Source organism: Parendozoicomonas haliclonae (assembly GCF_900174585.1).
In the GTDB taxonomy this organism is placed as follows: Bacteria; Pseudomonadota; Gammaproteobacteria; order Pseudomonadales; family Endozoicomonadaceae; genus Sansalvadorimonas; species Sansalvadorimonas haliclonae.
Genome location: NZ_FWPT01000004.1, coordinates 290,688 through 312,413 on the forward strand (window position 1 = coordinate 290,688; position 21,726 = coordinate 312,413).

Annotated in this window: 16 protein-coding genes; 9 read left to right on the forward strand and 7 right to left on the reverse strand. The window is 50.5% G+C overall.

Annotated elements, in window-relative coordinates; translation table 11 throughout:
* Positions 1-41: 41 nt before the first annotated feature.
* From EHSB41UT_RS10430 to EHSB41UT_RS10450, 4 genes are all read right to left on the reverse strand, one after another.
* Positions 42-1,205, reverse strand: a complete 1,164-nt coding sequence (locus EHSB41UT_RS10430; protein WP_087109488.1) for a phosphoglycerate kinase — start codon at positions 1,203-1,205, stop codon at positions 42-44.
* Between the two features lie 384 nt (positions 1,206-1,589).
* Positions 1,590-2,213 carry a hypothetical protein gene (locus tag EHSB41UT_RS10440; RefSeq protein WP_133060468.1) on the reverse strand — a complete coding sequence of 208 codons (624 nt, stop codon included), beginning with the start codon at positions 2,211-2,213 and terminating at the stop codon, positions 1,590-1,592.
* A gap of 140 nt (positions 2,214-2,353) precedes the next feature.
* Positions 2,354-3,796 (reverse strand): DEAD/DEAH box helicase, encoded by a 1,443-nt coding sequence (locus EHSB41UT_RS10445; RefSeq protein ID WP_341350349.1) that lies wholly within the window; start codon positions 3,794-3,796, stop codon positions 2,354-2,356.
* Positions 3,797-3,911: 115 nt separating this feature from the next.
* Entirely contained in the window at positions 3,912-4,931 is a 1,020-nt protein-coding gene (locus EHSB41UT_RS10450; RefSeq protein ID WP_087109495.1) for a type I glyceraldehyde-3-phosphate dehydrogenase, read from the reverse strand.
* A 215-nt stretch (positions 4,932-5,146) separates the two neighbouring features.
* On the opposite strand from EHSB41UT_RS10450, the gene EHSB41UT_RS10455 reads away from it, so the two are divergent.
* From EHSB41UT_RS10455 to EHSB41UT_RS10460, 3 genes are all read left to right on the forward strand, one after another.
* Positions 5,147-6,670 carry a hypothetical protein gene (locus EHSB41UT_RS10455; RefSeq protein ID WP_087109497.1) on the forward strand — a complete coding sequence of 508 codons (1,524 nt, stop codon included), beginning with the start codon at positions 5,147-5,149 and terminating at the stop codon, positions 6,668-6,670.
* A 428-nt stretch (positions 6,671-7,098) separates the two neighbouring features.
* Positions 7,099-8,418 (forward strand): hypothetical protein, encoded by a 1,320-nt coding sequence (locus EHSB41UT_RS24480; protein WP_133060469.1) that lies wholly within the window; start codon positions 7,099-7,101, stop codon positions 8,416-8,418.
* A 186-nt stretch (positions 8,419-8,604) separates the two neighbouring features.
* The gene (locus EHSB41UT_RS10460; RefSeq protein WP_087109500.1) at positions 8,605-10,143 is read left to right on the forward strand and encodes a hypothetical protein; all 1,539 of its coding nucleotides are present in this window, start codon (positions 8,605-8,607) and stop codon (positions 10,141-10,143) included.
* Positions 10,144-10,224: 81 nt separating this feature from the next.
* Here EHSB41UT_RS10460 and tkt read toward each other — a convergent pair whose 3' ends face one another.
* Positions 10,225-12,231: a transketolase gene (gene tkt, locus EHSB41UT_RS10465; protein WP_087109503.1), complete on the reverse strand. Its 2,007-nt coding sequence runs from the start codon at positions 12,229-12,231 to the stop codon at positions 10,225-10,227.
* 270 nt (positions 12,232-12,501) lie between these two features.
* Between tkt and EHSB41UT_RS10470 the strand changes: the two genes are divergently transcribed.
* The 3 genes from EHSB41UT_RS10470 to metK all read left to right on the forward strand — a co-directional run bounded on the left by EHSB41UT_RS10470 (position 12,502) and on the right by metK (position 15,759).
* Positions 12,502-13,368: a hypothetical protein gene (locus EHSB41UT_RS10470; RefSeq protein ID WP_133060471.1), complete on the forward strand. Its 867-nt coding sequence runs from the start codon at positions 12,502-12,504 to the stop codon at positions 13,366-13,368.
* Between the two features lie 146 nt (positions 13,369-13,514).
* A complete protein-coding gene (locus tag EHSB41UT_RS10475; RefSeq protein ID WP_087109865.1) occupies positions 13,515-14,582 on the forward strand; it encodes an ArsR/SmtB family transcription factor in 1,068 nt (355 codons plus the stop codon).
* 13 nt (positions 14,583-14,595) lie between these two features.
* The gene (gene metK / locus EHSB41UT_RS10480) at positions 14,596-15,759 is read left to right on the forward strand and encodes a methionine adenosyltransferase (RefSeq protein ID WP_087109507.1); all 1,164 of its coding nucleotides are present in this window, start codon (positions 14,596-14,598) and stop codon (positions 15,757-15,759) included.
* Positions 15,760-15,839: 80 nt separating this feature from the next.
* Here metK and EHSB41UT_RS10485 read toward each other — a convergent pair whose 3' ends face one another.
* Positions 15,840-17,801 (reverse strand): ribosomal eL19 family protein, encoded by a 1,962-nt coding sequence (locus EHSB41UT_RS10485; protein WP_087109508.1) that lies wholly within the window; start codon positions 17,799-17,801, stop codon positions 15,840-15,842.
* 374 nt (positions 17,802-18,175) lie between these two features.
* Between EHSB41UT_RS10485 and ahcY the strand changes: the two genes are divergently transcribed.
* From ahcY to EHSB41UT_RS10500, 3 genes are all read left to right on the forward strand, one after another.
* Positions 18,176-19,564, forward strand: a complete 1,389-nt coding sequence (gene ahcY, locus EHSB41UT_RS10490) for an adenosylhomocysteinase (RefSeq protein WP_087109510.1) — start codon at positions 18,176-18,178, stop codon at positions 19,562-19,564.
* A 107-nt stretch (positions 19,565-19,671) separates the two neighbouring features.
* On the forward strand, positions 19,672-20,520 hold the full coding sequence (metF, locus tag EHSB41UT_RS10495) for a methylenetetrahydrofolate reductase [NAD(P)H] (protein ID WP_087109512.1): 849 nt from the start codon (positions 19,672-19,674) through the stop codon (positions 20,518-20,520).
* 99 nt (positions 20,521-20,619) lie between these two features.
* A complete protein-coding gene (locus tag EHSB41UT_RS10500) occupies positions 20,620-21,348 on the forward strand; it encodes a 16S rRNA (uracil(1498)-N(3))-methyltransferase (RefSeq protein ID WP_087109514.1) in 729 nt (242 codons plus the stop codon).
* Positions 21,349-21,406: 58 nt separating this feature from the next.
* Here the strand turns inward: EHSB41UT_RS10500 and EHSB41UT_RS10505 are convergent, their stop codons facing one another.
* Complete coding sequence (locus EHSB41UT_RS10505; protein ID WP_087109516.1) at positions 21,407-21,724, reverse strand: MazG nucleotide pyrophosphohydrolase domain-containing protein; 318 nt, start codon at positions 21,722-21,724, stop codon at positions 21,407-21,409.
* Positions 21,725-21,726 lie beyond the last annotated feature (2 nt).

Sequence of the window (21,726 nt, forward strand, 5' to 3'; positions counted from 1 at the left end):
TCAAAAAGGCAGGTTGCGCCAGCAACCTGCCTTTACGTTAATCAGCCTGCACGCTCTTCCAGCATGGCAACTGCTGGCAGCGTCTTGCCTTCTACATACTCCAGGAAGGCACCGCCGCCAGTGGAGATGTAGGAAACCTGATCCTTGATACCGTACTTGTCTACGGCGGCCAGGGTGTCACCGCCACCAGCGATGGAGAATGCTGGAGACTCAGCGATCGCCATGGACAGAGACTTGGTGCCTTCGCCGAACTGATCAAATTCAAATACACCAACCGGGCCGTTCCAAACGATGGTACGGGCATCCTTCAGGATGTTGGCGAACAGCTCGGAAGTCTGAGGGCCCACGTCGAAGATCATGTCATCGTCTTCTACGTCGTCAGCCATCTTGATAACCGCTGGCTCGTTCTCGTCGAACTTCTTACCAACAACTACATCGATAGGCAGAGGAATGTTCACTTTTTCCATCAGGGCCTTGGCCTGAGGAATCAGATCTGCTTCGTACAGGGACTTACCAACCGGCTTGCCGGCAGCAGCCAGGAAGGTGTTGGCGATACCGCCACCTACGATCAGCTGATCACAGACAGTGGACAGGGATTCCAGAACAGTCAGCTTGGTAGAAACCTTGGAGCCACCAACGATAGCCACCATCGGCTTGGCAGGGGCTTTCAGAGCCTTGCCCAGTGCGTCCAGTTCAGCAGACAGCAGCGGACCGGAACAAGCGATAGGAGCGAACTTACCAACGCCATGGGTAGAAGCCTGGGCACGGTGAGCAGTACCGAAAGCGTCCATTACATAGATGTCACACAGGGCAGCCATCTTCTTGGACAGCTCGACATCATCCTTACCTTCGCCCTTGTTAAAGCGCACGTTTTCCAGGATAACCAGTTCGCCTTCAGCGACTTCAAAGTCGCCATCCAGCCAGTCCTTGATCAGACGTACTTCCTTACCCAGCAGGTTGCTGATGTAATCAGCCACTGGCTTCAGGGAAGCTTCTTCAGAGTAAACGCCTTCTTCCGGGCGACCCAGGTGAGAAGTGGCCATAACCTTGGCACCTGCTTCCATAGCCATCTTCATGGTTGGCAGAGAAGCGAGGATACGGGCATCGCTGGTTACCTTGCCGTTTTTGACAGGTACATTCAGATCTTCACGAATAAGCACGCGCTTTCCGGAAAGGTCCAGGTCGGTCATATTCAGTACAGACATGGTCAATCCTTCTGTAGGAAATAAGTTAACTTAAGAGCTTGGCGACACGCATTCTGACAACCGGTCAGATCTGCGGCCTCCGGAAGACAGGTCTGGGCTTGATTGATAGCAGCCAGACCAACAGCTACGCCAGTAACGGACTGTTTGTTTTTGTGGGATCGTATGAATTGGGATTGTGTGAGTATTTCACTCATAACCCGGTCCTGTTGGCGTAACAGCGATGTGATGGATGTTCCGAAAAACAGCTGCGAACCTTAACACAGGTTTACAGGGGTCGTAAGTTTTCCACCCAACTTCCTTACAAAAAACACGATCAAAAAATAAGCAATTATTGGAGAAGTCACGAGTTTTTGCGTCAGATCAATATTTAACCGGGGTAATTACTCAATCGAGGAAGTAGTCGCTGGCACCCTGTATCGGACCAAGGGGATTTCTCTCATCGTTGTATTCCAGAATCTGCGGCGTTCCACTCCAGATTTTGAACACCACGCGGTTGTCCACTAGAACAATAACGGACCGAAACTCCCAGCCGGTAATCTCCTCATTCTTCTGGAAATCCATCAGATCGAGCATCACATTGCCGTAGCGTTTCTTGTTTCTGACCTTGGGCCAGGCTTCCACGCCAAAGCATCGTGCTCTGGCAAAGATACATTGCTGAAGCCCCGGAGCGAGCTGATCCACCTGAATGGCGGGGTTGGGCATAAAGAAGTTGATGACATCCAGATAGGTAAGACGCTTCACGTTCGGAATAGAGAAGGGATCAAAGCCCAGCTCCTTCAACTCTCTGAAGTCACTCTTGCCGACAATCACTTTGTCGTAGGCCTTTTTAGCCTCACCAAAGTTGGTCCAGGAGGTATGACTGCGCTTATGGCCACTGGGCAGAGGAGAGGTGCTACAGCCGGAGAGAGTCAGCCCCAGAAACGCTGTTGCCAAAACACACCAGAGTAAAGCGGAGAGCCATGGGCGAATACATCCGTGTACATACATCGCCAAACTCACTTCTGGCATTGAGCCAGTTTTTATTCGTTTGAAGGCTATACGTACAGTTTAGTCCTGACGTTTATAACCTTTAGGTATAGTGTTTTTTAGGCTTATGGAGAACAGAGCTGATCAGAAGATCAGCCCTGTAAAGAGGAATACTACGAAACTCAGGCAGGGGTTTTCTTGCGGCGCAGCGGCTCAAAGCCAGTATCAACACCGGCAGGGCGGGCACGCGCTGGAGAGGCTGGCTTCTTGGCAGCCGGCTTCTTAGGCCTGGCGACCTTCTTCGGTGCACCTTTCTTGTCAGCAGCGGTTTTCTTTTTCTTCTTTGGGCCAGCCGCTTTACCGTTGGCCTTCACTTTCTTAGGGCCTTTGTAGTGACCCTCCAGCCCTTTGATAGCACGACGCTCGAACTGAACCTGCAGGTAACGCTGAATAGCGGCTGCCAGGTTCCACTCGTTAGGACCAATCAAACTGATCGCTGTACCTTTCTGACCGGCACGACCAGTACGACCGATACGGTGGATATAGTCATCACCGTTACGCGCCATATCCAGGTTGATCACCAGATCAACACCCTGAATATCCAGGCCACGGGCAGCAACGTCAGTTGCGACAAGAATATTCACCTTGCCTTCACGGAGCAGCATCATCACCCGGTTACGATCAGGCTGAATCATCTCACCGTGCAGGGAGCTGACACGCAGATCCTGCTCCCGACGCAGAACCGTGTTCAGGACATTGGTCATCTCACGGGTATTGGTGAAGATAATGGCCTTGGTGTAGGTCTCATTCTTCAGCAGCCACAGAACCTGACGCGCTTTATGCTCAGGATCATCAGCCAGAATCATCTGCTGGGTAATGCTGCCGTGCTGATCCTGCGCCGTGTTGAGCAGTAACTCCTGCGGCTCGCGCAGTACCTGCTTGATCACATGGCGCATGCCTTTCTGCTTCAGAGTCGCTGAGAACAGGAAGGTCTGGCGGTCTTTCTTACAGGCTTCGGCGATGGTCAGTACATCTTCCTTGAAACCCATATCCAGCATACGGTCGGCTTCATCCAGAACCAGTACTTCCAGATCGGAAAGATCGACTTCGCCCTTGTTCAGGTGTTCCAGAAGACGACCAGGGGTCGCTACCAGAATCTCAGGATTGCTACGCAGCAGCTTGATCTGGGCTTTGTAATCTTCACCACCCACGATCATCCCGGAGGTAATAAAGGTGAACTTGCCGAGTACCTCTGCCTGCTGGAGAACCTGACGGGCCAGCTCACGGGTTGGAACCAATACCAGTGCCCGGGTATTGGACTTCGGAGACTTGTTCTTATGGAAGCGATCCAGAATCGGCAGCATAAAGGCTGCTGTCTTACCGCTGCCGGTTTCCGCGCTCACCAGCATATCGGCGCCAGTCAGGGCGACAGGAATAGTTTTGGCCTGAACTTCCGTTGGTGTATCAAAGCCCAGCTCATCGATAGCCTTAAGCAGACGATCGTTGATATCCAGCTCGGAGAAATGGGCGATGACAGGCGTTTCTGCCACCACAGTCTGTTCTTCAGTTGCCTGCTCTGGAGCAGCATGTGAATCAACTGGCAGGGTCTGGTCTTCGGTACTCAAAGTCAGTCTCAGGTAGAAAATCGATAACTGATGGACTTTAGCAAAAATCAGGCTCTGTGGCGTGTTATAACTTAGATTTACATACCTGTTACTTCCACTCACGCGATACGTATTATCAAAGTGAAAGCCAGCTTCGGCTCACATCCAGCATTCGATTGGCAAAGCCCCATTCGTTATCAAACCACAGCAGCATTTTCAGCATCCGCTTGCCACTGACCATGGTCTGGGTGCCATCAATAATCACCGAGCGGCTGTCATGGTTAAAGTCCACGGAGGCATGAGGCTCTTCGCTATAACCCAGAATACCCTTGAGCCGACCATCCAGAGACATCTGCTTCATCAACGCATTGACCTGCTCATCCGTTACATCCGCCTTCAGGTTTACGGTCAGATCAATCACTGAAACATTAATTGTTGGCACACGCATGGAGAGCGCCTTGAAGCGTCCGGTTAAGTCCGGGAGAAGTCGCTCAATACCTTTAGCCAGACCGGTATCAACAGGAATAATGGAGTGCAGGGCGCTGCGGGTCAGCCGGAGATCGTTTTTGTGGTAGGCATCGATAACCGGCTGATCATTCATCGCCGAGTGAATCGTGGTACTGGTGCCTTCGCTAATCCCCCAGTGCTCATCCAGAAGTTTTAGAACCGGCACCAGACAGTTGGTTGTACAGGACGCACTCGACACAATCTGGTGGTTTAAATCGAGCAGTTCCTCATTCACGCCATAAACAATGGTGGCATCCACATCCGCCTGGGCAGGTTGGGAAAACAGCAGGCGAGGTGTTCCGCTGACAATATGCTGCTGTGCAACAGCACGACTGTTAAACGAGCCGGAGCATTCGAGCAGCAGGTCGATTTCCTGCTCATGCCATGACAGGTTTTCAGGGCCTTCCTCCCGAAGAATGCGAATGCGATCCTGACCATTAATAATCAGCTCATCACCTTCATGATCCACGGTAAAAGGCACACGACCATGGGTTGTGTCATAGCGGGTCAGATACGCAATGGTGTTGATATCCGCCAGCTCATTGATGGCCACAACCTGAATATCTTTCCGGTAGTTATTCTCATAGAGCGCCCTGAGAACACACTGCCCGATTCGGCCGTAGCCGTTGATCGCAACCCTTGAAGCCATAGCCTGCTAAAACATCTTTGATTTATTCGGTGACAGCAATATTAACTGCTTCGCTGGCCGGGACACAGGATTTATTGTGTAGAGCGTTTGAGCGCTGTCATCAGGCTGGACTTGCCTGTGCATATCCCTGACAGCCTCGGTAACAGCCTGGAAACTTTTTCGGCTCCCCTTTCTCTCAATCTATTGTCCATACAAGATCATAGGGTTGTTGAATTATGCAGGGAGCCAGAACCACTTTAACCATTAACGGTACCGAATGGTCTATCCCATTGAACCCGTTACTGGAGGACTGCAAGATCTGTTTTAACGATCTGGCTATCACGCGGGTCTGCGACAGTGAACACCGCTACTGTCTGGGTTGTTATGACAAATTTGAGACAGGGGAGTGCCCTGAGTGCAAAAAAGAGCTTATTGATCGAAAAGCCGCCCTAAGCTCCCAAAGGAATTACCTTAACGCTTTGGAAAAGACTACGTTTTTTTGCTTAACCCAAAATTGCCAATGGGAAGGTTCCTTTAAGCAGTTAGAGATTCACAAAAAACTCTGCCTGGAGACCAAAGAGCGTTGTAGCTTTGGCTGTGGTGAGCATTTGTTCCGCTACCAAATAAAGCATCATCAGACAGAGTGCAGGAAACGCCCTTACAAAGAAGGGAATTTGGTGACTGATTATGAAACCGTATTAGAGGTTAAACAGCTGAAAAGCGAATGTCAGGATGCATTGAAAAAAACGTCTCTGGAACAGGGATCAAAAAACCATTTATATGAACGCTTGGTCAGGATTTTTCCCCTGGTTGCTGATGCGGCACTGGAAGAGCATGAGCCCGTCACACAACCAACAGGGACGGTGTATCAGAAGGAATGTGCATACAAATGTGGTTTTATAGCGTCCTCTATCAAAGAGATCTCTTCCCATATCTGCCCGAATGTTCCACTTACATGCCGCCACTGCAAAAACCACGTTTTACCAAAAGAGATTGGTGGCCATGAGTCAATCTGTGATGAACGAGTTGTCAGTTGTAGGTTGTGCGGAGTAGACACTAAACAGGTGCTTTTAGCTCTGCATTTTCAATCGTGCATCAAACATCCAGAAGAATGTCCGCAATGCCAGTGTATGGTCGTCCGACAAGAACTTGAGCAACATAAACAAACACAGTGTCTATCAAGGCTTATTGACTGTGAACGATGCTTTACGTCTGTTGTTTTCAGTGAGCTGGAAGCCCATAAACAAGGTTGCTGGCTTACAAAACCTGTCACTCTGCGCGAGGGTAAACCAGACGCTATCCTTCTCACTCCTCAGCCAGATTCTGTCGGGCCGTTTTACCAAAACGGTAATAACTCCTCGGTGATCTACATGGTAACAACCCATGATCAATTGAAGTCGTTGCCCAAACAGCATCACAAACATGTATTTCCAAGAGATTTGGTCTTGAGATGTACCTATGATGGCGAGCCTGCGACGATGCAGGAAAGTTTCACCATATGGGGTGAGAAGAGGTGGATGCTCTGCCTCCGCCAACGCTATCCGAATAATTTCATTACCAGCAGAGCCGATGTTCTGGATGCAGACTCAAATATCATCTGCTCGTTTTATCGTAATTGGTACCCCAAGATCACTGATATCGAAATAAATGCGAATGATAGAGATAAAGATACAGCAGCACTGCATAAGGATGAGATATCTCGCCTTGAACACTACAGCCATCCGAGTCATTTAAGAATAATAAGGTTTATGAAAAAGTAAACGCCCTTAAACACACATATCGGCATTAGGCAGAACGACAGGAACAGCTGGAGTGTTTGCCACATCCGATATCAGCTCGAACTGACCTGCGCATATTCCTGACAGCCTTGGCACTGGCATTGAAACTTTCCCGAATCCCTTTGCTCTCAATTATTTCCCGTGTGAGCTTATAGGGTTATTGAATTATGCAAAGTGCCAGAACCACTTTAACCATTAACGGTACCGAGTGGTCTATCCCATTTAACTCTTTACTGGGGGACTGCAAACTCTGTTTTAACGATCTGGCTATCACGCGGGTCTGCGACAATGAACACCGCTACTGTCTGGGCTGTTATGACCAATTGACAACGGGAACATGCCCTGAGTGCAAAGCGCCTCTTATTAATCGGAAAGCCGCCCTAAGTTCCCAGAGGAATTACCTTAACGCTTTGGAAAAGACTACGTTTTCTTGCCTAACCAAACATTGCTCATGGGAAGGTTCCTTCGATCAGTTAGATGCCCATAAACAAACCTGTTTGGAGACCAAAGAGCCTTGCAGTTTTGGGTGTGGTGAAGATATTCCCCGTTTCCAACTGGATGATCATCAGACTGTATGCAGGAAGCGCCCTTACAAAGAAGGGTGTTTGGACGCTAGCTATGAAACCATTTCAGAGATTAAACAGCTTAGATCCGAGTGTCAGAATGCACTGGAAGGAACGTCATTAGAAAGGGAATCTGAAAAACATTTATATCAACGTCTGATCACACTCTTCCCCCTCATCGTTGATGCAGCGTTGGGGGAACATGAGCCAGTCACCCAACCGGCAGGTGCGACACCTCAAACAGTATGTACATATCAGTGTGGTTTTATAGCAACCTCCTTCCAGGAGCTTTCCTTACATAACTGCCCGAATGTTCCGCTCCAATGCCGCCACTGCAAGGATCACTTTTTAACGAAAGAGATTGGTGTCCATGAACCAAAGTGTGATGAGCGGATCATCAGTTGCGAATTTTGTGGGGATAACACCAAACAAGGACTTTTAGCTCTGCATTTTAAATCATGCATCAAACAACCCATAAATTGCATACAGTGCCAGAGGCCTGTGCCCCTCAGAGAACTTGAGCAACATCAAGAGTCACTATGCCCCTCGAGAGCTGCTAATTGTGAACGATGCTTTACACCCGTCGTTTTCAGCGGGCTGGAACGACACATACAGAATTGCTGGCTTACAAAACCTATCACCCTACGCGAGGGTCAACCACGCCCTGTTATTCTCACTCCCCAGCCAAGGTCGGTTGGGCCGTTTTACCAACATGGTAATAGCTCCTCCACGATCTACATGGTAACAACCCATGAGCAGTTGAAGCCGTTATTCAAGTTGAATGGCCGACCTGTTTTTCCGGCGGACATGGTTTTGAAGTGCGCCTATGATGGAGAGCCTGCGACCATACAGGAAAGTTACGCCACACCATCGAACGAGTTGAACTGGACGCTTTATCTCCGCCACTGCACTCCGGAAAAAGTCATCCCAAGCCGAATCGATATTCTGGATTCAGACTTCAATGTCATATGCTCATTTCATCCTTATAACTACCCTAAGCTTTCTGACATCATGATCAATTCGATCGATCTCAATCAAGGCACAGCGGCACTGGATGTTAATAGTATTCTTCGTCTTCAACGTTGGAGCCACCCAAATCCTTTGAGAATCATAAGATTTACGGTATGCCCTGATAAACCCACTAAAAAGAAAACACCGCGTCGTTAAAAATTAAAAATCGCAGACGTTAAGCTGCAAGTTCAGATTCCTGGGACACGGGATGCATTGTGTAAACCTTTTGCGAGCTGTTAGCCGTTCGGACTGACCTGTGCATATTCCTAACAGCATCGAAACTTTTTCGGCTCCCCTTTCTCTTAATCTATTGTCCGTACAAAATTATAGGGTTGTTGAATTATGCAGGGAGCCAGAACCACTCTAACCATTAACGGTACCGAATGGTCTATCCCATTTAACGCTTTATTTGAGGACTGCAAACTCTGTTTTGAAGATCTGGCTATCACGCGGGTCTGCGACAGTGAACACCGCTACTGTCTGGGCTGTTATGACAAATTAGAGTCAGGGGAATGCCCTGAGTGCAAAGCGCCTCTTATTAATCGGAAAGCTGCCCTAAGTTCCCAGAGGAATTACCTTAACGCTTTGGAAAAGACTACGTTTTCTTGCTTAACCAAAAATTGCCAATGGGAAGGTTCCTTCAAGCAGTTAGAGATTCACAAAAAACTCTGCCAGGAGACCAAAGAAAATTGTAGCTTTGGCTGCGGTGAGGAGTTTCCCCGCTTCCAAATGGATCATCATCAGAAAGAATGCAGAAAGCGCCCTTGCAAAGAAGGGAATTTGGAAGCTGATTGTGAAACCATTTCAGAGGTTAAACAGCTTACAGACAAGTGTCTGGATGCACTGAAAAAACCGTCATCAGAAAGGGCGTTGGACAAACATTTCTATGATCGTCTGATTACACTCTTTCCCCTAGTCACTAAAGCAGCACTGAAACAGCATGAGCCAACAACCCAACCGGCAGGTGCGGCCTTTCAAAGGGAATGTGAATATCAATGCGGTTTTATAGCAGGCACCCTCCAGGAGCTCTCGTCACATGACTGCCCAAATATTCCGCTTCAGTGCCGTCATTGCAACAAATGCTTTCCAGCAAAAGAAATCAATGCCCATAAGCAAAAGTGTGATGAGCGGATGGTCAGTTGTAAGGCTTGTGGAGTGGACACTAAACAGGGGCTTTTAACTCTTCACTACCAAACCTGTATCATGCTACCCGTAGAATGCACACAATGCCTGAGATCAGTTCCCCAAAAGGAACTTGCAAAACATCAGCACTTAGAATGCCTGTCCAGATCTGTTAACTGTGAACGGTGCTTTAAATCTGTCGTTTTCAGCAAGCTGGAAGAACATAAACAAAACTGCTGGCTGACAAAACCTATTACCCTGCGCGAGGGCAAACCAGACTCTATCCTTCTCACTCCTCAGCCAGATACTATCGGACCTTTTTACCAAAATGGTAATAACTCCTCTACGATCTATATGGTAACAACCCATGAACAGTTGAAACCGTTATTCAAACTGAATAGACAGTCTGTTTTTTCTGAAGAGATGGATATGATATGTATCTATCATGGAAAGCCTGCGACTATAAAAGAGAGCTACTACACATCGGATACATTAAACTGGATAATCCACCTCAGCCAAACCACTCCGGAAAAAGTCATTTGCAGTAGAGCAGATGTTTTGGATGCAGACTTAAATATCATATGCTCATTTCACCCTTATCATTACCCTAAGCTTTCTGACATTATGGTCAACTCAGACGATGCCAATCGCAGCAAAGCGGCACTGGATAGCGATAAAATATCTCGTGTTCAACATTGCAGCCATCCAAACCCTCTAAGAATCATAAGATTTATGCCATCACCTGGCCCCAATTCTTAAAAGACAACAAAGCTCCATTCAAAAAAAACCGCGTCAAAAATTGACGCGGTTTTTTTATCAGAAGCCTGGAAAAGGAATGTTTTATTCCATGTCTTCCAGCATATCTTCAGCAGTTGCTAGAACATTATCCAGCGTGAAGCCAAACTCACGGAAAAGCTCATCCGCAGGTGCAGATTCACCGAAGGTGGTCATGCCGATCACGCGACCTTCCAGACCAACATACTTGTACCAGAAGTCAGCCGCAGCCGCTTCGATCGCCAGACGGGCAGTGACTTCCAGAGGCAGAACCTGCTGACGGTACTCGGCGTCCTGAGCATCGAATACTTCAGTGGCTGGCATGGAAACAACGCGAACCTTCTTACCTTGGGCAGTCAGGGCATCGTAGGCATTTACAGCCAGCTCTACTTCAGAACCGGTAGCGATCAGGATCAGGTCCGCGGTGCCTTCACAGTCACGCAGGACATAACCACCGCGCTCAATGTTGGCAACCTGAGCGTCATCACGGGTGATGCATTCCAGATTCTGACGGGAGAAGACCAGTGCGCTTGGGCCATCCATACGCTCGATCGCGTGCTTCCAGGCTACCGCAGTTTCAACGGTGTCGCATGGGCGCCAGGTGTTCACGTTTGGAGTCAGACGCATGCTGCCCAGCTGTTCAACCGGCTGGTGAGTCGGACCGTCTTCGCCCAGACCGATGGAGTCGTGGGTGTAAACCTGAATCTGACGCTGCTTCATCAGGGCCGCCATACGCAGAGCGTTGCAGGCGTATTCCATAAACACCAGGAAGGTGGCGCCGTAAGGAATAAAGCCGCCGTGGAGGGCGATACCGTTCATGATGGCGGTCATACCAAACTCACGCACACCGTAGTGCAGGTAGTTACCATCAAAGTCTTTGCCGGTAATGCTCTTGCAGCCACTCCAGATAGTCAGGTTAGAACCTGCCAGGTCAGCGGAACCACCTAGGAATTCAGGCAGTTTAGGACCGTAAGCATTCAGAGTGTTCTGAGAAGCTTTGCGGCTGGCAATCTTGGCACCTTCGGCCTGACAGCTACGGATATATTCGGCAGCGTGACCAGAGAAGTCTGCAGGCAGCTCTCCAGAAACACGGCGTTTGAACTCGGACGCCAGCTCAGGATACTCAGCCTGGTACGCGGCAAAACGAGTGTCCCATTCGGCTTCGGCAGCGGCACCTTTCTCACGACCGTCCCACTCCTTGTAAATCTCTTCGGGAACTTCAAAAGGACCATAAGTCCAGCCCAGCTGAGCGCGGGTCAGTTGAATTTCTTCATCACCCAGCGGCGCGCCGTGGCACTCTTCCTTACCCTGCTTGTTCGGGGAACCAAAACCGATCACGGTCTTGCAGCAAATCAGGGTTGGCTTGTCGGTCGTCTTGCGAGCCTGAGCAACGGCAGCAGCAATTGCATCTGCACTGTGGCCATCAACCGCAGGAATGACTTCCCAGCCGTAAGCTTCAAAACGCTTAACGGTATCGTCGGTGAACCAGCCTTCTACTTCGCCATCGATGGAGATGCCGTTGTCATCGTAGAAAGCCACCAGCTTGCCCAGACCCAGAGTACCGGCCAGGGAGCAGACTTCGTGGGAGATACCTTCCATCATGCAGCCGTCGCCCAGGAACACGTAGGTGTTGTGGTCAACGATGTTATGGCCAGGACGGTTAAACTGGGCTGCCAGAGTCTTTTCAGCGATCGCGAAACCTACCGCGTTAGCGATACCCTGACCAAGAGGGCCAGTGGTGGTCTCGATACCTGGTGCGTAACCGTACTCAGGGTGACCGGCAGTCTTGGAGTGCAGCTGACGGAAGTTCTTGATGTCGTCAATAGTGACGTCATAACCGGTCAGGTGCAGCAGGGAGTAAAGCAGCATGGAACCATGGCCGTTGGAAAGAACGAAACGGTCACGGTCAGCCCAGTTCGGGTTGGACGGGTTGTGCTTGAGATTGTCTCGCCAAAGAACTTCAGCAATATCTGCCATGCCCATTGGGGCACCTGGATGGCCGGACTTTGCTTTCTGTACGGCGTCCATGCTGAGGGCACGGATCGCATTGGCGCGGTCTCTGCGGGTCATCATCGAACCACTAGCTCCTGATTATTGGGTAAGGAGTAAAAGCAGGAAAGGCGCCTATTCTAATGGTTGCGGGGGGAAACGTGAACAGGCAATGGTAAGCCGCTCCCGTTGTAGTCGGTAAATTTACAACCTGCCGATATTTTTCATGCGGTTACTACATTAACGATCCCTTACATATTCCCCGCCAACACTCACAATTTTAACCAGCACGAGCGTGCATGAGTGTCTATTACTTTCCGGCTTATAAAATTCTGTCTGCCGGAGAATCAAGCTATGTCTGTATCTCAAAGATCAAGGCTACTGCCAATCACCATCGCGATTACTGCTGCCTGTCTCTCATTGACTGCACTTCCTGCCCTTTGTGACAGCATCGCTCCTGGCCCTTCAGGCTATTGGGGCAGTGGTGTTCTGGTTGGGCAGAAAGGGGATATCGTCACACGCGGACTGTTTTTCCCCACTAAAGAAATGACCTTTCTGGTTGGCAGCGAGCCGCAATCCGGTAACAAGGGTTACCCACCAGAGACTTTGAACGTCTCGACTTATAATCAATCAGTTTATGATCAACTTCAGGCTGTGCCTGCCGAGCAGCCGGTGGTTTTACGCTACGTTCACCCGTTCCCGCTCAACCCGTTTCATCTGACCGAGTCCAAGTACTTTGTGACAGATGTGAATGCCGTAAACCAAACGTTTGAGCAGACACCGTCTTATCAGCAACACGGCTATGCATTTGATGCCAGTGACGCTGGCCATCATGGCTCCTATGAAGCAGGACAAAAGAGCGGAAAATTTATTCATGTTTCCCGCTGGGGGCTGGTCTTCGGTAAAACCTGCACGGCTTATCTGCATGAAGGCGGAACCAAACAGGTAACTGTGACCAAATACCGTGACGAATCCTCCTACATGTACAACCCGGAAACGGGCTTGAATGAACGGGTTACCGAAAGACGGCCTTATGAAGATACGATCACGGTTCCCAATGTTTCCGCTTTAAATATTTACTCAGAGGCGGGCTGCCGCTTTGCCGAAGACCTTGCTCTGACCATGACACCGGTCACCGTAAAACACTCAAGGAAGATCATAGAAATATGGAATGGCCATGCCCTTACCATTCACAGCATGCAGGCAAAGTCGAAGCATTAACGGCGTTGTGCACGTTTCGGGGATGGGCAACCAACCCCGAAACCGTGCTCTGGCTTTTCAGACTCCTCTCTATTGGTTCCAGCCCGCACAAACCGCTATATCAAAATATTTTGATGCACCGTTTTTTGCTGTTACACTGCGAAACTATGACAATCGCCATTGCCAGCTCTGCGCCTGACTCCACATCACTTACAGGTGCAGACTCCACGGATCTAACCGGATCCCATTCAGACCTCAGTACTCTTGCAGCCCTTGGCAAAGCCATGGGGGATACTCTGCGCCTGGATGTTTTGCGTTTGTTACGAACAGAGTCCCTTGGTGTTCTGGAGCTGACTCGCATTCTGGATACTCGCCAGTCTGGTCTCAGCCATCACTTGAAGGTGCTGGCAAAAGCGGGTTTGGTAACGACCCGCCGCGAAGGAAATTCCATCTTCTATCGCCGTGCGCTTCCGCCATCCGATTCTGCACAGGGACAACTGATTCAGTCTCTGTTTGAAGCAATCGATGAGCAGCCTTTGGTTACGGCTTATCGGAAAAGGCTGGACGAAATCCGCCAGGCACGCGCTGAACAGTCCAGAGTATTTTTCTCCCGCAATGTTCAGGCGTTTCGTCAGCATCAGGAACTGATTGCTGACCATGAACTCTATGCCCACACCGTTCTGGAAATGATCTCCCATGTGGATGCCAACCATAACGGTACCGTGCTGGAGCTGGGTCCGGGTGAGGGTATGTTCCTGCCGGAACTCGCCAAGCAGTTTGAACGAGTGATTGCCCTGGATAACTCCCGCGAAATGCTGGAGCAGGCCAATGAACATGCCAAGGGTTCTGGCGCGACCAATATTGAATACCGTCTCGGTGAGCTGTCCCTGCTGGCCGATGAAGGTTTATCTGTAGATTGCATTATCGCCAACATGGTTCTGCACCATGTTCCGGCACCGGCCGCTATCTTTCGGGAAGCGGCAACATTATTACGACCCGGCGCAAGTCTGTTTATCAGCGAGCTCAGTCGGCACGATCAGGAATGGGTAAAAGAGACCTGTGGTGATCTGTGGCTGGGGTTCAGCACCGATGAGCTGAGTGGCTGGGCGAGGGAAGCCGGTCTTATCGCAGGTGAGGCGCAGTATTTAGGCCTGCGTAACGGCTTCCAGATTCAGGTTCGGCAGTTTTATCGCCAGCACCACAGACAGCTATCGATTAAAGAATTAAGTGAGTGAGGATTACTAAACCATGTCTGAATATTCCCTGTTTACGTCCGAGTCCGTCTCTGAAGGCCATCCGGACAAGATCGCCGACCAGATCTCCGATGCCATTCTGGATGCCATCCTGAAGGATGATCCAGACGCGCGTGTCGCCGTAGAAACCATGGTCAAGACCGGTATGGTTATCGTAGCGGGTGAAGTGCGTACCGCCACCTACGTTGATATTGAAGATATCGTGCGTAACGTTGTGAAGAGCATTGGCTACGACCACGGAGACCTGGGCTTTGACGGTGAAAGCGTTGCCGTTCTGAACGCTATCGGCAAGCAGTCTCCGGACATCGCCATGGGCGTGGACGAAAACGAAGAGAAAGAAATGGGTGCAGGCGACCAAGGTCTGATGTTCGGTTACGCGACGAACGAAACCGACACTCTGATGCCTGCTCCAATCTTCTACTCCCACAAGCTGGTTCAGCGTCAGGCGGAACTGCGCAAGAACAAGACCCTGCCTTGGCTGCGTCCGGATGCTAAGAGCCAGATCACCATGCGTTATGGTGAAGATGGCAAGCCAGTAGCCATCGATGCCGTGGTTCTGTCCACTCAGCACGATCCAAGCATCAGCCTGGAGCAGCTGCGTCGTGAAGTTCTGGAAGAAGTGATCAAGCCAGCCCTGCCAGCCGAGTGGCTGCACGAAGGCACTCAGTACCACATCAACCCAACCGGCAACTTCGTAATCGGCGGCCCGGTGGGTGACTGCGGCCTGACTGGTCGTAAGATCATCGTTGATACCTACGGCGGTATGGCTCGTCACGGTGGTGGCGCGTTCTCCGGCAAGGATCCATCCAAGGTTGACCGTTCCGCAGCTTACGCTGGCCGTTACGTAGCCAAGAACATTGTTGCAGCCGGCCTGGCTGACCGTTGTGAAATTCAGGTGTCTTACGCTATCGGGGTTGCCGAGCCAACCTCCATCAGCATCAACACTTTCGGCACTGGCAAGATCAGCGATGACAAGATTGTTGAACTGGTTCGCGAAAACTTCGACCTGCGTCCAAAGGGCCTGATCGCCATGCTGGACCTGAAGCGTCCAATCTATCAGGCGACTGCGGCTTACGGTCATTTTGGTCGTGAAGATGCAGACTTCACCTGGGAGCGTACTGACAAGGCTGCAGCTCTGCGTCAGCAAGCTGGTCTGTAAACCAGCACTCGCTTCTGCAATATAAAAAAGCGGATAAGGCTTTCACCTTATCCGCTTTTTTGGTTTTGAAGCCGCTGGTCTTACTTAACCTGGATCTTGAATTCACCAGTCGTCAGTTTACCAAGTGCGTCAACTTCCTTATCGCTGCGTACATGGGACTTCAGCTTTTTATGCTCAAGCAGGTCAGCTTCTTCCATAACAAACATGTGGTTGTCGGTAGAGGCTTTGCCTTCAGCAACCATCAGTAGGATGGCTTCAATCATGGCTGCGTGATGATCGACAGCCTCACGAACTTCCACGCTCTTCTTGCTGAAGGCGGTGTTGGAGTTCGTCAGACACTGATCAATCTCATCCCGCTTAAGCTCACTGGATGGATCAACCGCGACAAACCAGCCGTATGCACCGTTGCTACCGTTAGCGGTCAAAGTGACCTGGAAGGTACCTTCAGTACATGGCGTAGCGCCTTCGTCTGTGTAGTCAGACCATGTGCTGGCACGATTAAATACGCGGAACTTGATACTCATGGAAGGAGCACCGTTAGCGCTGAAAGAACCTCTGACAGCCGGGTAGTGACCAAACATGTCCTTCTTGAAGTCCGGTACAGGATGTCCGCCGATAATATCGCTGTCTAAACGACCAACCATATCACCTGACAGGTTAGGATCTGTGCTCTTGCGAACAGGTAGATTGTTGTACAGGTGGATAAAGGCGTTTTCCAGGTTCTCCAGATACTCTGGGCTACGGGTAGCCGTCCGGTATTTATAGGCCATGTTAACCTGATACATGAAGTCTTCATCGAAGATAGTATTGGTCAGAGAGTTATCCTGAACGTCGTCCTGACGCTGGGACTGGGTCTCGCCATCTTTCTTACCATCTTTGGTTTCTACGGTTTCATCTTCTTTCTTGTCGTCAGCATTTTTTGCTTCAGGAGCTGGTGTTTCCTCAACAGTTACAGATGAGGAAGAAGCAGTAGAGGAAGCCGGAGTACTTGTTTCAGTCACACTTTCCGTAGAGGAAGGTGAAGGAATCACAGTCTCACTGCTGGACGTGGAAGTGGAACTTGTTTCAGTCACAGGCGGAACAATAGACTCGCTTGTGCTGGTAACTGGAGGAATGGTTTGGCTCTCTGTCTCACTGCTAGTAGAAGTGAAGCTACTTTCAGTCGTAGACGGAGAAACAGGAGGTATGGTTTGACTTCCAGTCTCACTGCTTGTCGTAGAAGTAGAACCGCTGTCAGTCACAGTTTCACTGTTCTGAGGCGCATCCTTAGCGGGTTCGTCCTTAGGCTCGGATGTACTACCCGCAAAATAATTCCAGGCGTAATCAAATCCCTTTCGGAATATACCCTTACCACCCTTCTTAACAACTTCCACAGGCTGTGGAGGATTAGTTTCCTTTGGAGTTTCAGTGGATGAAACTGCAGGCTGGGACTGAGTCACGCTTGGCGCTGGCTTGGTCACACTTGGAGCAGGCTGAGTTACGCTCGGCGTTGGCTTGTCCACACTTGGAGCAGGTTGAGTTATGCTCGGCGTTGGCTTGGTCACACTTGGAGCAGGTTGAGTCACGCTTGGTGTTGGCTCGGTCACACTTGGAGCAGGTGGAGTCACGCTCTGTGTTGGCTTGGTCACACTTGGAGCAGGCTTGCTTACGCTTGGAGTAGGCTTAACCACGGAGCTGGACTTAGACTTGCTTTCGCTTGACTTAGCAGCAGACGAAGCTGGTACTGAGCTTTTGGAAGGTACAGGCTTAGTTACCTTGGCAGGCACCTTCTCGACTCTGGAAGAGTCTACAACGCCAGGCTTTTTAACCTGCACAGAAGCCGCTTTCGCAGCATCTTGCTGAGCCAGTTCACGACGCTCAGTTTTGGACAGAGTGTTTCGCTCCTTACGCTCTTCTGCAGGAAGACGCTTATAGAGTTTTTCCTCTCCCATGAAACCGCTACCAGCGTTATAGCCGGTATCACCAAAGGCCACTGTGGCCATGACTGTTAAAGCCAGTCCCGCAACTTTGATAGCAGGCCCTGCTGACTTATTCCTTTTCATTCCCTGTCCTCCTATATCGGTTCGGGATCAGTTAACACTGCTGACCATCTGCCCTAAATGCAGTAACAGCCCGGAGCTATTTTCAGGTCTACATGTATGACTGATCTGAACCCCTAACATTCCCGTGATTTCTTCTGACTTACTGACAGGGTTGTTAGTTATGCTGACACCGGCGCTTTCTGCGGGCTTTGTGGCGGGAGAGAGGAAACAAGTCGCTATATCAAAATAAATTGATATAGCCATTTCGTGTTGCTAGACTGCCATGACAAACAACAATAATCAGACAGCTCGCTCCGCAGACAGGTTCCAAAAAGACCGTTGATTAACGGGCGAAGCTCTTTAATAAAAGCCACCACAATGAGAAGAGATACCCTATGAATGCAGCCAATCTTGATGGTTTTGGTGATTACAAGGTCGCAGATATCTCCCTTGCCGACTGGGGCCGTAAAGAGATCCAAATCGCGGAATCCGAGATGCCGGCACTTATGGCTATCCGGGCTCGCTACCACGATGAACAGCCCCTGAAAGGCGCCCGCATTATGGGCTGCATTCATATGACCATTCAGACTGCCGTACTGATTGAGACTTTAGTCGCACTCGGTGCTGAGGTTCGCTGGTCCTCCTGTAATATTTTCTCGACTCAGGATCATGCCGCTGCTGCCATCGCAGCTCAGAACATCCCGGTCTTTGCCTGGAAAGGTGAAACCGAAGAGGAATACCAATGGTGCCTGGAACGTACTGTTGGTGCAGATGTGCCGAACTGGGAACCCAATATCATTCTGGACGATGGCGGCGACCTCACTCTGCTGTTGCACAACAAATACCCACATATTCTGGATAAGTGCCATGGGGTATCTGAAGAGACCACCACCGGTGTGCATCGTCTGTTGGAAATGCTGGCGGAAGGCACTCTCAAGGTTCCGGCCATCAACGTGAACGACGCCATCACCAAGAGCAAGAACGATAACAAGTACGGCTGCCGTCACTCTCTGAACGATGCCATCAAGCGTGCAACTGACCACTTGCTGGCAGGCAAGAAGGCTCTGGTTATCGGCTATGGCGATGTGGGCAAAGGCTCCGCAGCCTCCCTGCGTCAGGAAGGCATGATTGTTAAAGTCACCGAGGTTGACCCGATCTGTGCCATGCAGGCCTGTATGGATGGCTTCGAGGTTGTCTCTCCTTATATCAACGGTGTGAACGGCGGTGATGACTCATCCATCAATAAAGCGCTGCTGAGCAATACTGATCTGGTCGTGACCACCACCGGTAATGTGCATGTCTGCGATGCCGCCATGCTGCGCAACCTGAAGCCTGGCTGTGTCGTCTGCAACATTGGCCACTTCGATACTGAGATTGATACTGCCTATATGCGTGACAACTGGCGCTGGGATGAAATCAAACCTCAGGTTCACAAGATCTTCCGCTCCGAAGATGACGCTGACCATCTGTTGCTGCTGTCCGAAGGTCGTCTGGTCAATCTGGGAAATGCCACCGGTCACCCGTCACGGATTATGGATGGCTCTTTTGCCAACCAGGTTCTGGCACAGATTCATCTGTTCAAGGCTGACTTCGCCAACCTGCCGGCTGACCAGAAAGCTGCGGCAGTATCTGTACAGGTTCTGCCCAAGAAGCTTGATGAAGAAGTTGCCCGCTATATGGTTGAAGGCTTTGGCGGTGTGATGACTCAGCTCACCGATAAGCAGGCCGGCTATATTCATGTACCTGTTGATGGTCCTTACAAGACTGACGACTACAAGTACTAAAACCTTCTGCTGTCGCCGCTTGGTGGCAGCAACCCTGAGAGCCTGCTCGATAACAAGCATTGCTATCTGCAGGCTCCACAAAAATAAAAGTTAAAGGGGATGGCGGTATGACAGCAATCAGTTATGAATTCTTCCCAACCCAGACTGAAGCGGGCGCGGAGAAACTACAGATTCAGGCCGCCCTGCTTGCAGAGAGCAACCCTGAGTTTTTTTCGGTGACCTATGGCGCCGGCGGCTCCACCCGTGACCGCACCCGTGGCACTTTGCTCGCCACACAGCAAACCACCGGCCTGCCGGTGATGCCCCACCTGGCCTGCATCGGCGATTCCAAAGACAATATCCGCAGCCTGCTGCAGGACTACAAGTCTCTGGGTATTAACCGGATTATTGCCCTGCGTGGTGATCGTCCATCGGGCATGGGGAATATGAGCAATTCGGACTTCCAGTATGCCAGTGAGCTGGTGTCCTTTATTCGTGAAGAGACCGGCGATCATTTCCATATTGAAGTGGCAGCCTACCCGGAAGTGCACCCGCAGGCCTGGTCCATGGATGCAGATCTGGAAAACCTGCGTCGTAAGGTTGAAGCCGGGGCTGACTCAGCAATAACCCAATACTTCTTTAACCCGGACAGCTTCTTCTATTTTATGGACCGCCTCGCGGCCATGGGTATTGAGGTACCGGTTGTGCCCGGCATTATGCCGATCACCAATTATATGAAGCTTGCACGTTTCTCTGATGCCTGTGGTGCCGAGTTGCCGCGCTGGGTGCGTAAGCAGCTGGAATCTTACGGTGATGACAGTGCCAGTATTCGCCAGTTCGGTGAAGAAGTGGTGTCACAGATGTGCGAAAAGCTTATCGCCCAGGGCGTGCCGGCTCTGCACTTCTATACCCTGAACCAGGCTGCGCCATCACTGGGCATTGTGAAGAACCTTGGGCTCTTCCCAAATCAGAATTAAGCCCTTCGACGCTGTCGCTCTGCGGCAGCGTTTTGATACCCTTGCCAATTCGCTACAATAGCTCCGCACATTTTCTTCCGGTCTTCTTCTGGCTTTCCTATGCGTAACCCTCGTATTTATGCTCCTGTTCCCCTGTCTGCCAACCAGACAGTCGAGCTTCCTGAAAATGCCTCTCACCATGTCGGCCGCGTGCTGAGGATGAAAGCCGGAGAGCCTTTAGTCCTGTTTAATGGTGAGGGCGGTTGCTGGCAGGCGACTATTTCCGAGATCACCAAGAAAGCCGTCTTCGCTGTTCCGACAGAGTTTATGGCGGATGACCGTGAGTCCAACCTGACTATCTCCCTTGGCCAGACCCTGAGCCGGGGTGAACGTATGGACTATGCGATTCAGAAGGCCGTGGAGTGCGGTGTAACTGAGATCACTCCACTCTTTACCGAGCGCTGCGAAGTGAAACTCAAAAGTGAACGGGCAGACAAGCGCATCCGCGGTTGGCAGCAAATGATTATAAGCGCCTGTGAACAATGCGGCCGTAATCGTGTGCCTGTGATTCATCAGCCAATGCTGTTGTCCGAATGGCTGGAGTCCCGATCAACAGAGCTCAACTTTGTTCTACACCACAGAACGGAGAAAGCTCTGGAAGGTTATGGCAAGCCAGCTTCTGTTTCTTTACTGATTGGTCCGGAAGGTGGGCTGACAGCCGATGAAATTGCTCAGGCAGAAGCGAAGCAATTTCACCCTTTGGCGCTTGGCCCCAGAGTGCTGCGAACAGAAACAGCTCCGGTAGCGGCTATCAGCCTGATGCAATATCTCTGGGGTGACTGGAAATAGTAATGAGTGAAAGGGTTTGAGCATGCCGAGCATGCTCAAACTTAAAAACGGGTGCTCGCTACTGCCATTTACGCTGTTTGTTCTTGGTTTCCTTATCCAGAAACGCCTGTTCGAGGTTCAGATCAAACCGGTTGGCCAGGGCACAGAGGTAGATAAAGACATCTGCCAGCTCATCGCCAATTTCACCAACCTGCGATTGAGGATCCATGGCCAACCCTTCCGCTTTACGGATCGCCTTGAACAGCTCCCCGATCTCCTCCCCCAATAAAAGACACTTGTCCTTCACTGTCTGACTGGCAAAACCTCTTTCACGTTCCATTTCCGAAACGTAGGACTGAAAGTCCGCCAGCGTCGGAGTTGCGGGTAAGTCTGGCATAG

Bases quoted from the DNA above. Each gene is read 5' to 3' on its own strand.
- EHSB41UT_RS10430 (WP_087109488.1), bottom strand. From the start codon at position 1,205: ATGTCTGTACTGAATATGACCGACCTGGACCTTTCCGGAAAGCGCGTG.
- EHSB41UT_RS10440 (WP_133060468.1), bottom strand. From the start codon at position 2,213: ATGCCAGAAGTGAGTTTGGCGATGTATGTACACGGATGTATTCGCCCA.
- EHSB41UT_RS10450 (WP_087109495.1), bottom strand. From the start codon at position 4,931: ATGGCTTCAAGGGTTGCGATCAACGGCTACGGCCGAATCGGGCAGTGT.
- EHSB41UT_RS10455 (WP_087109497.1), top strand. From the start codon at position 5,147: ATGCAGGGAGCCAGAACCACTTTAACCATTAACGGTACCGAATGGTCT.
- EHSB41UT_RS10460 (WP_087109500.1), top strand. From the start codon at position 8,605: ATGCAGGGAGCCAGAACCACTCTAACCATTAACGGTACCGAATGGTCT.
- tkt (WP_087109503.1), bottom strand. From the start codon at position 12,231: ATGATGACCCGCAGAGACCGCGCCAATGCGATCCGTGCCCTCAGCATG.
- EHSB41UT_RS10470 (WP_133060471.1), top strand. From the start codon at position 12,502: ATGTCTGTATCTCAAAGATCAAGGCTACTGCCAATCACCATCGCGATT.
- EHSB41UT_RS10475 (WP_087109865.1), top strand. From the start codon at position 13,515: ATGACAATCGCCATTGCCAGCTCTGCGCCTGACTCCACATCACTTACA.
- metK (WP_087109507.1), top strand. From the start codon at position 14,596: ATGTCTGAATATTCCCTGTTTACGTCCGAGTCCGTCTCTGAAGGCCAT.
- EHSB41UT_RS10485 (WP_087109508.1), bottom strand. From the start codon at position 17,801: ATGAAAAGGAATAAGTCAGCAGGGCCTGCTATCAAAGTTGCGGGACTG.
- ahcY (WP_087109510.1), top strand. From the start codon at position 18,176: ATGAATGCAGCCAATCTTGATGGTTTTGGTGATTACAAGGTCGCAGAT.
- metF (WP_087109512.1), top strand. From the start codon at position 19,672: ATGACAGCAATCAGTTATGAATTCTTCCCAACCCAGACTGAAGCGGGC.
- EHSB41UT_RS10500 (WP_087109514.1), top strand. From the start codon at position 20,620: ATGCGTAACCCTCGTATTTATGCTCCTGTTCCCCTGTCTGCCAACCAG.
- EHSB41UT_RS10505 (WP_087109516.1), bottom strand. From the start codon at position 21,724: ATGCCAGACTTACCCGCAACTCCGACGCTGGCGGACTTTCAGTCCTAC.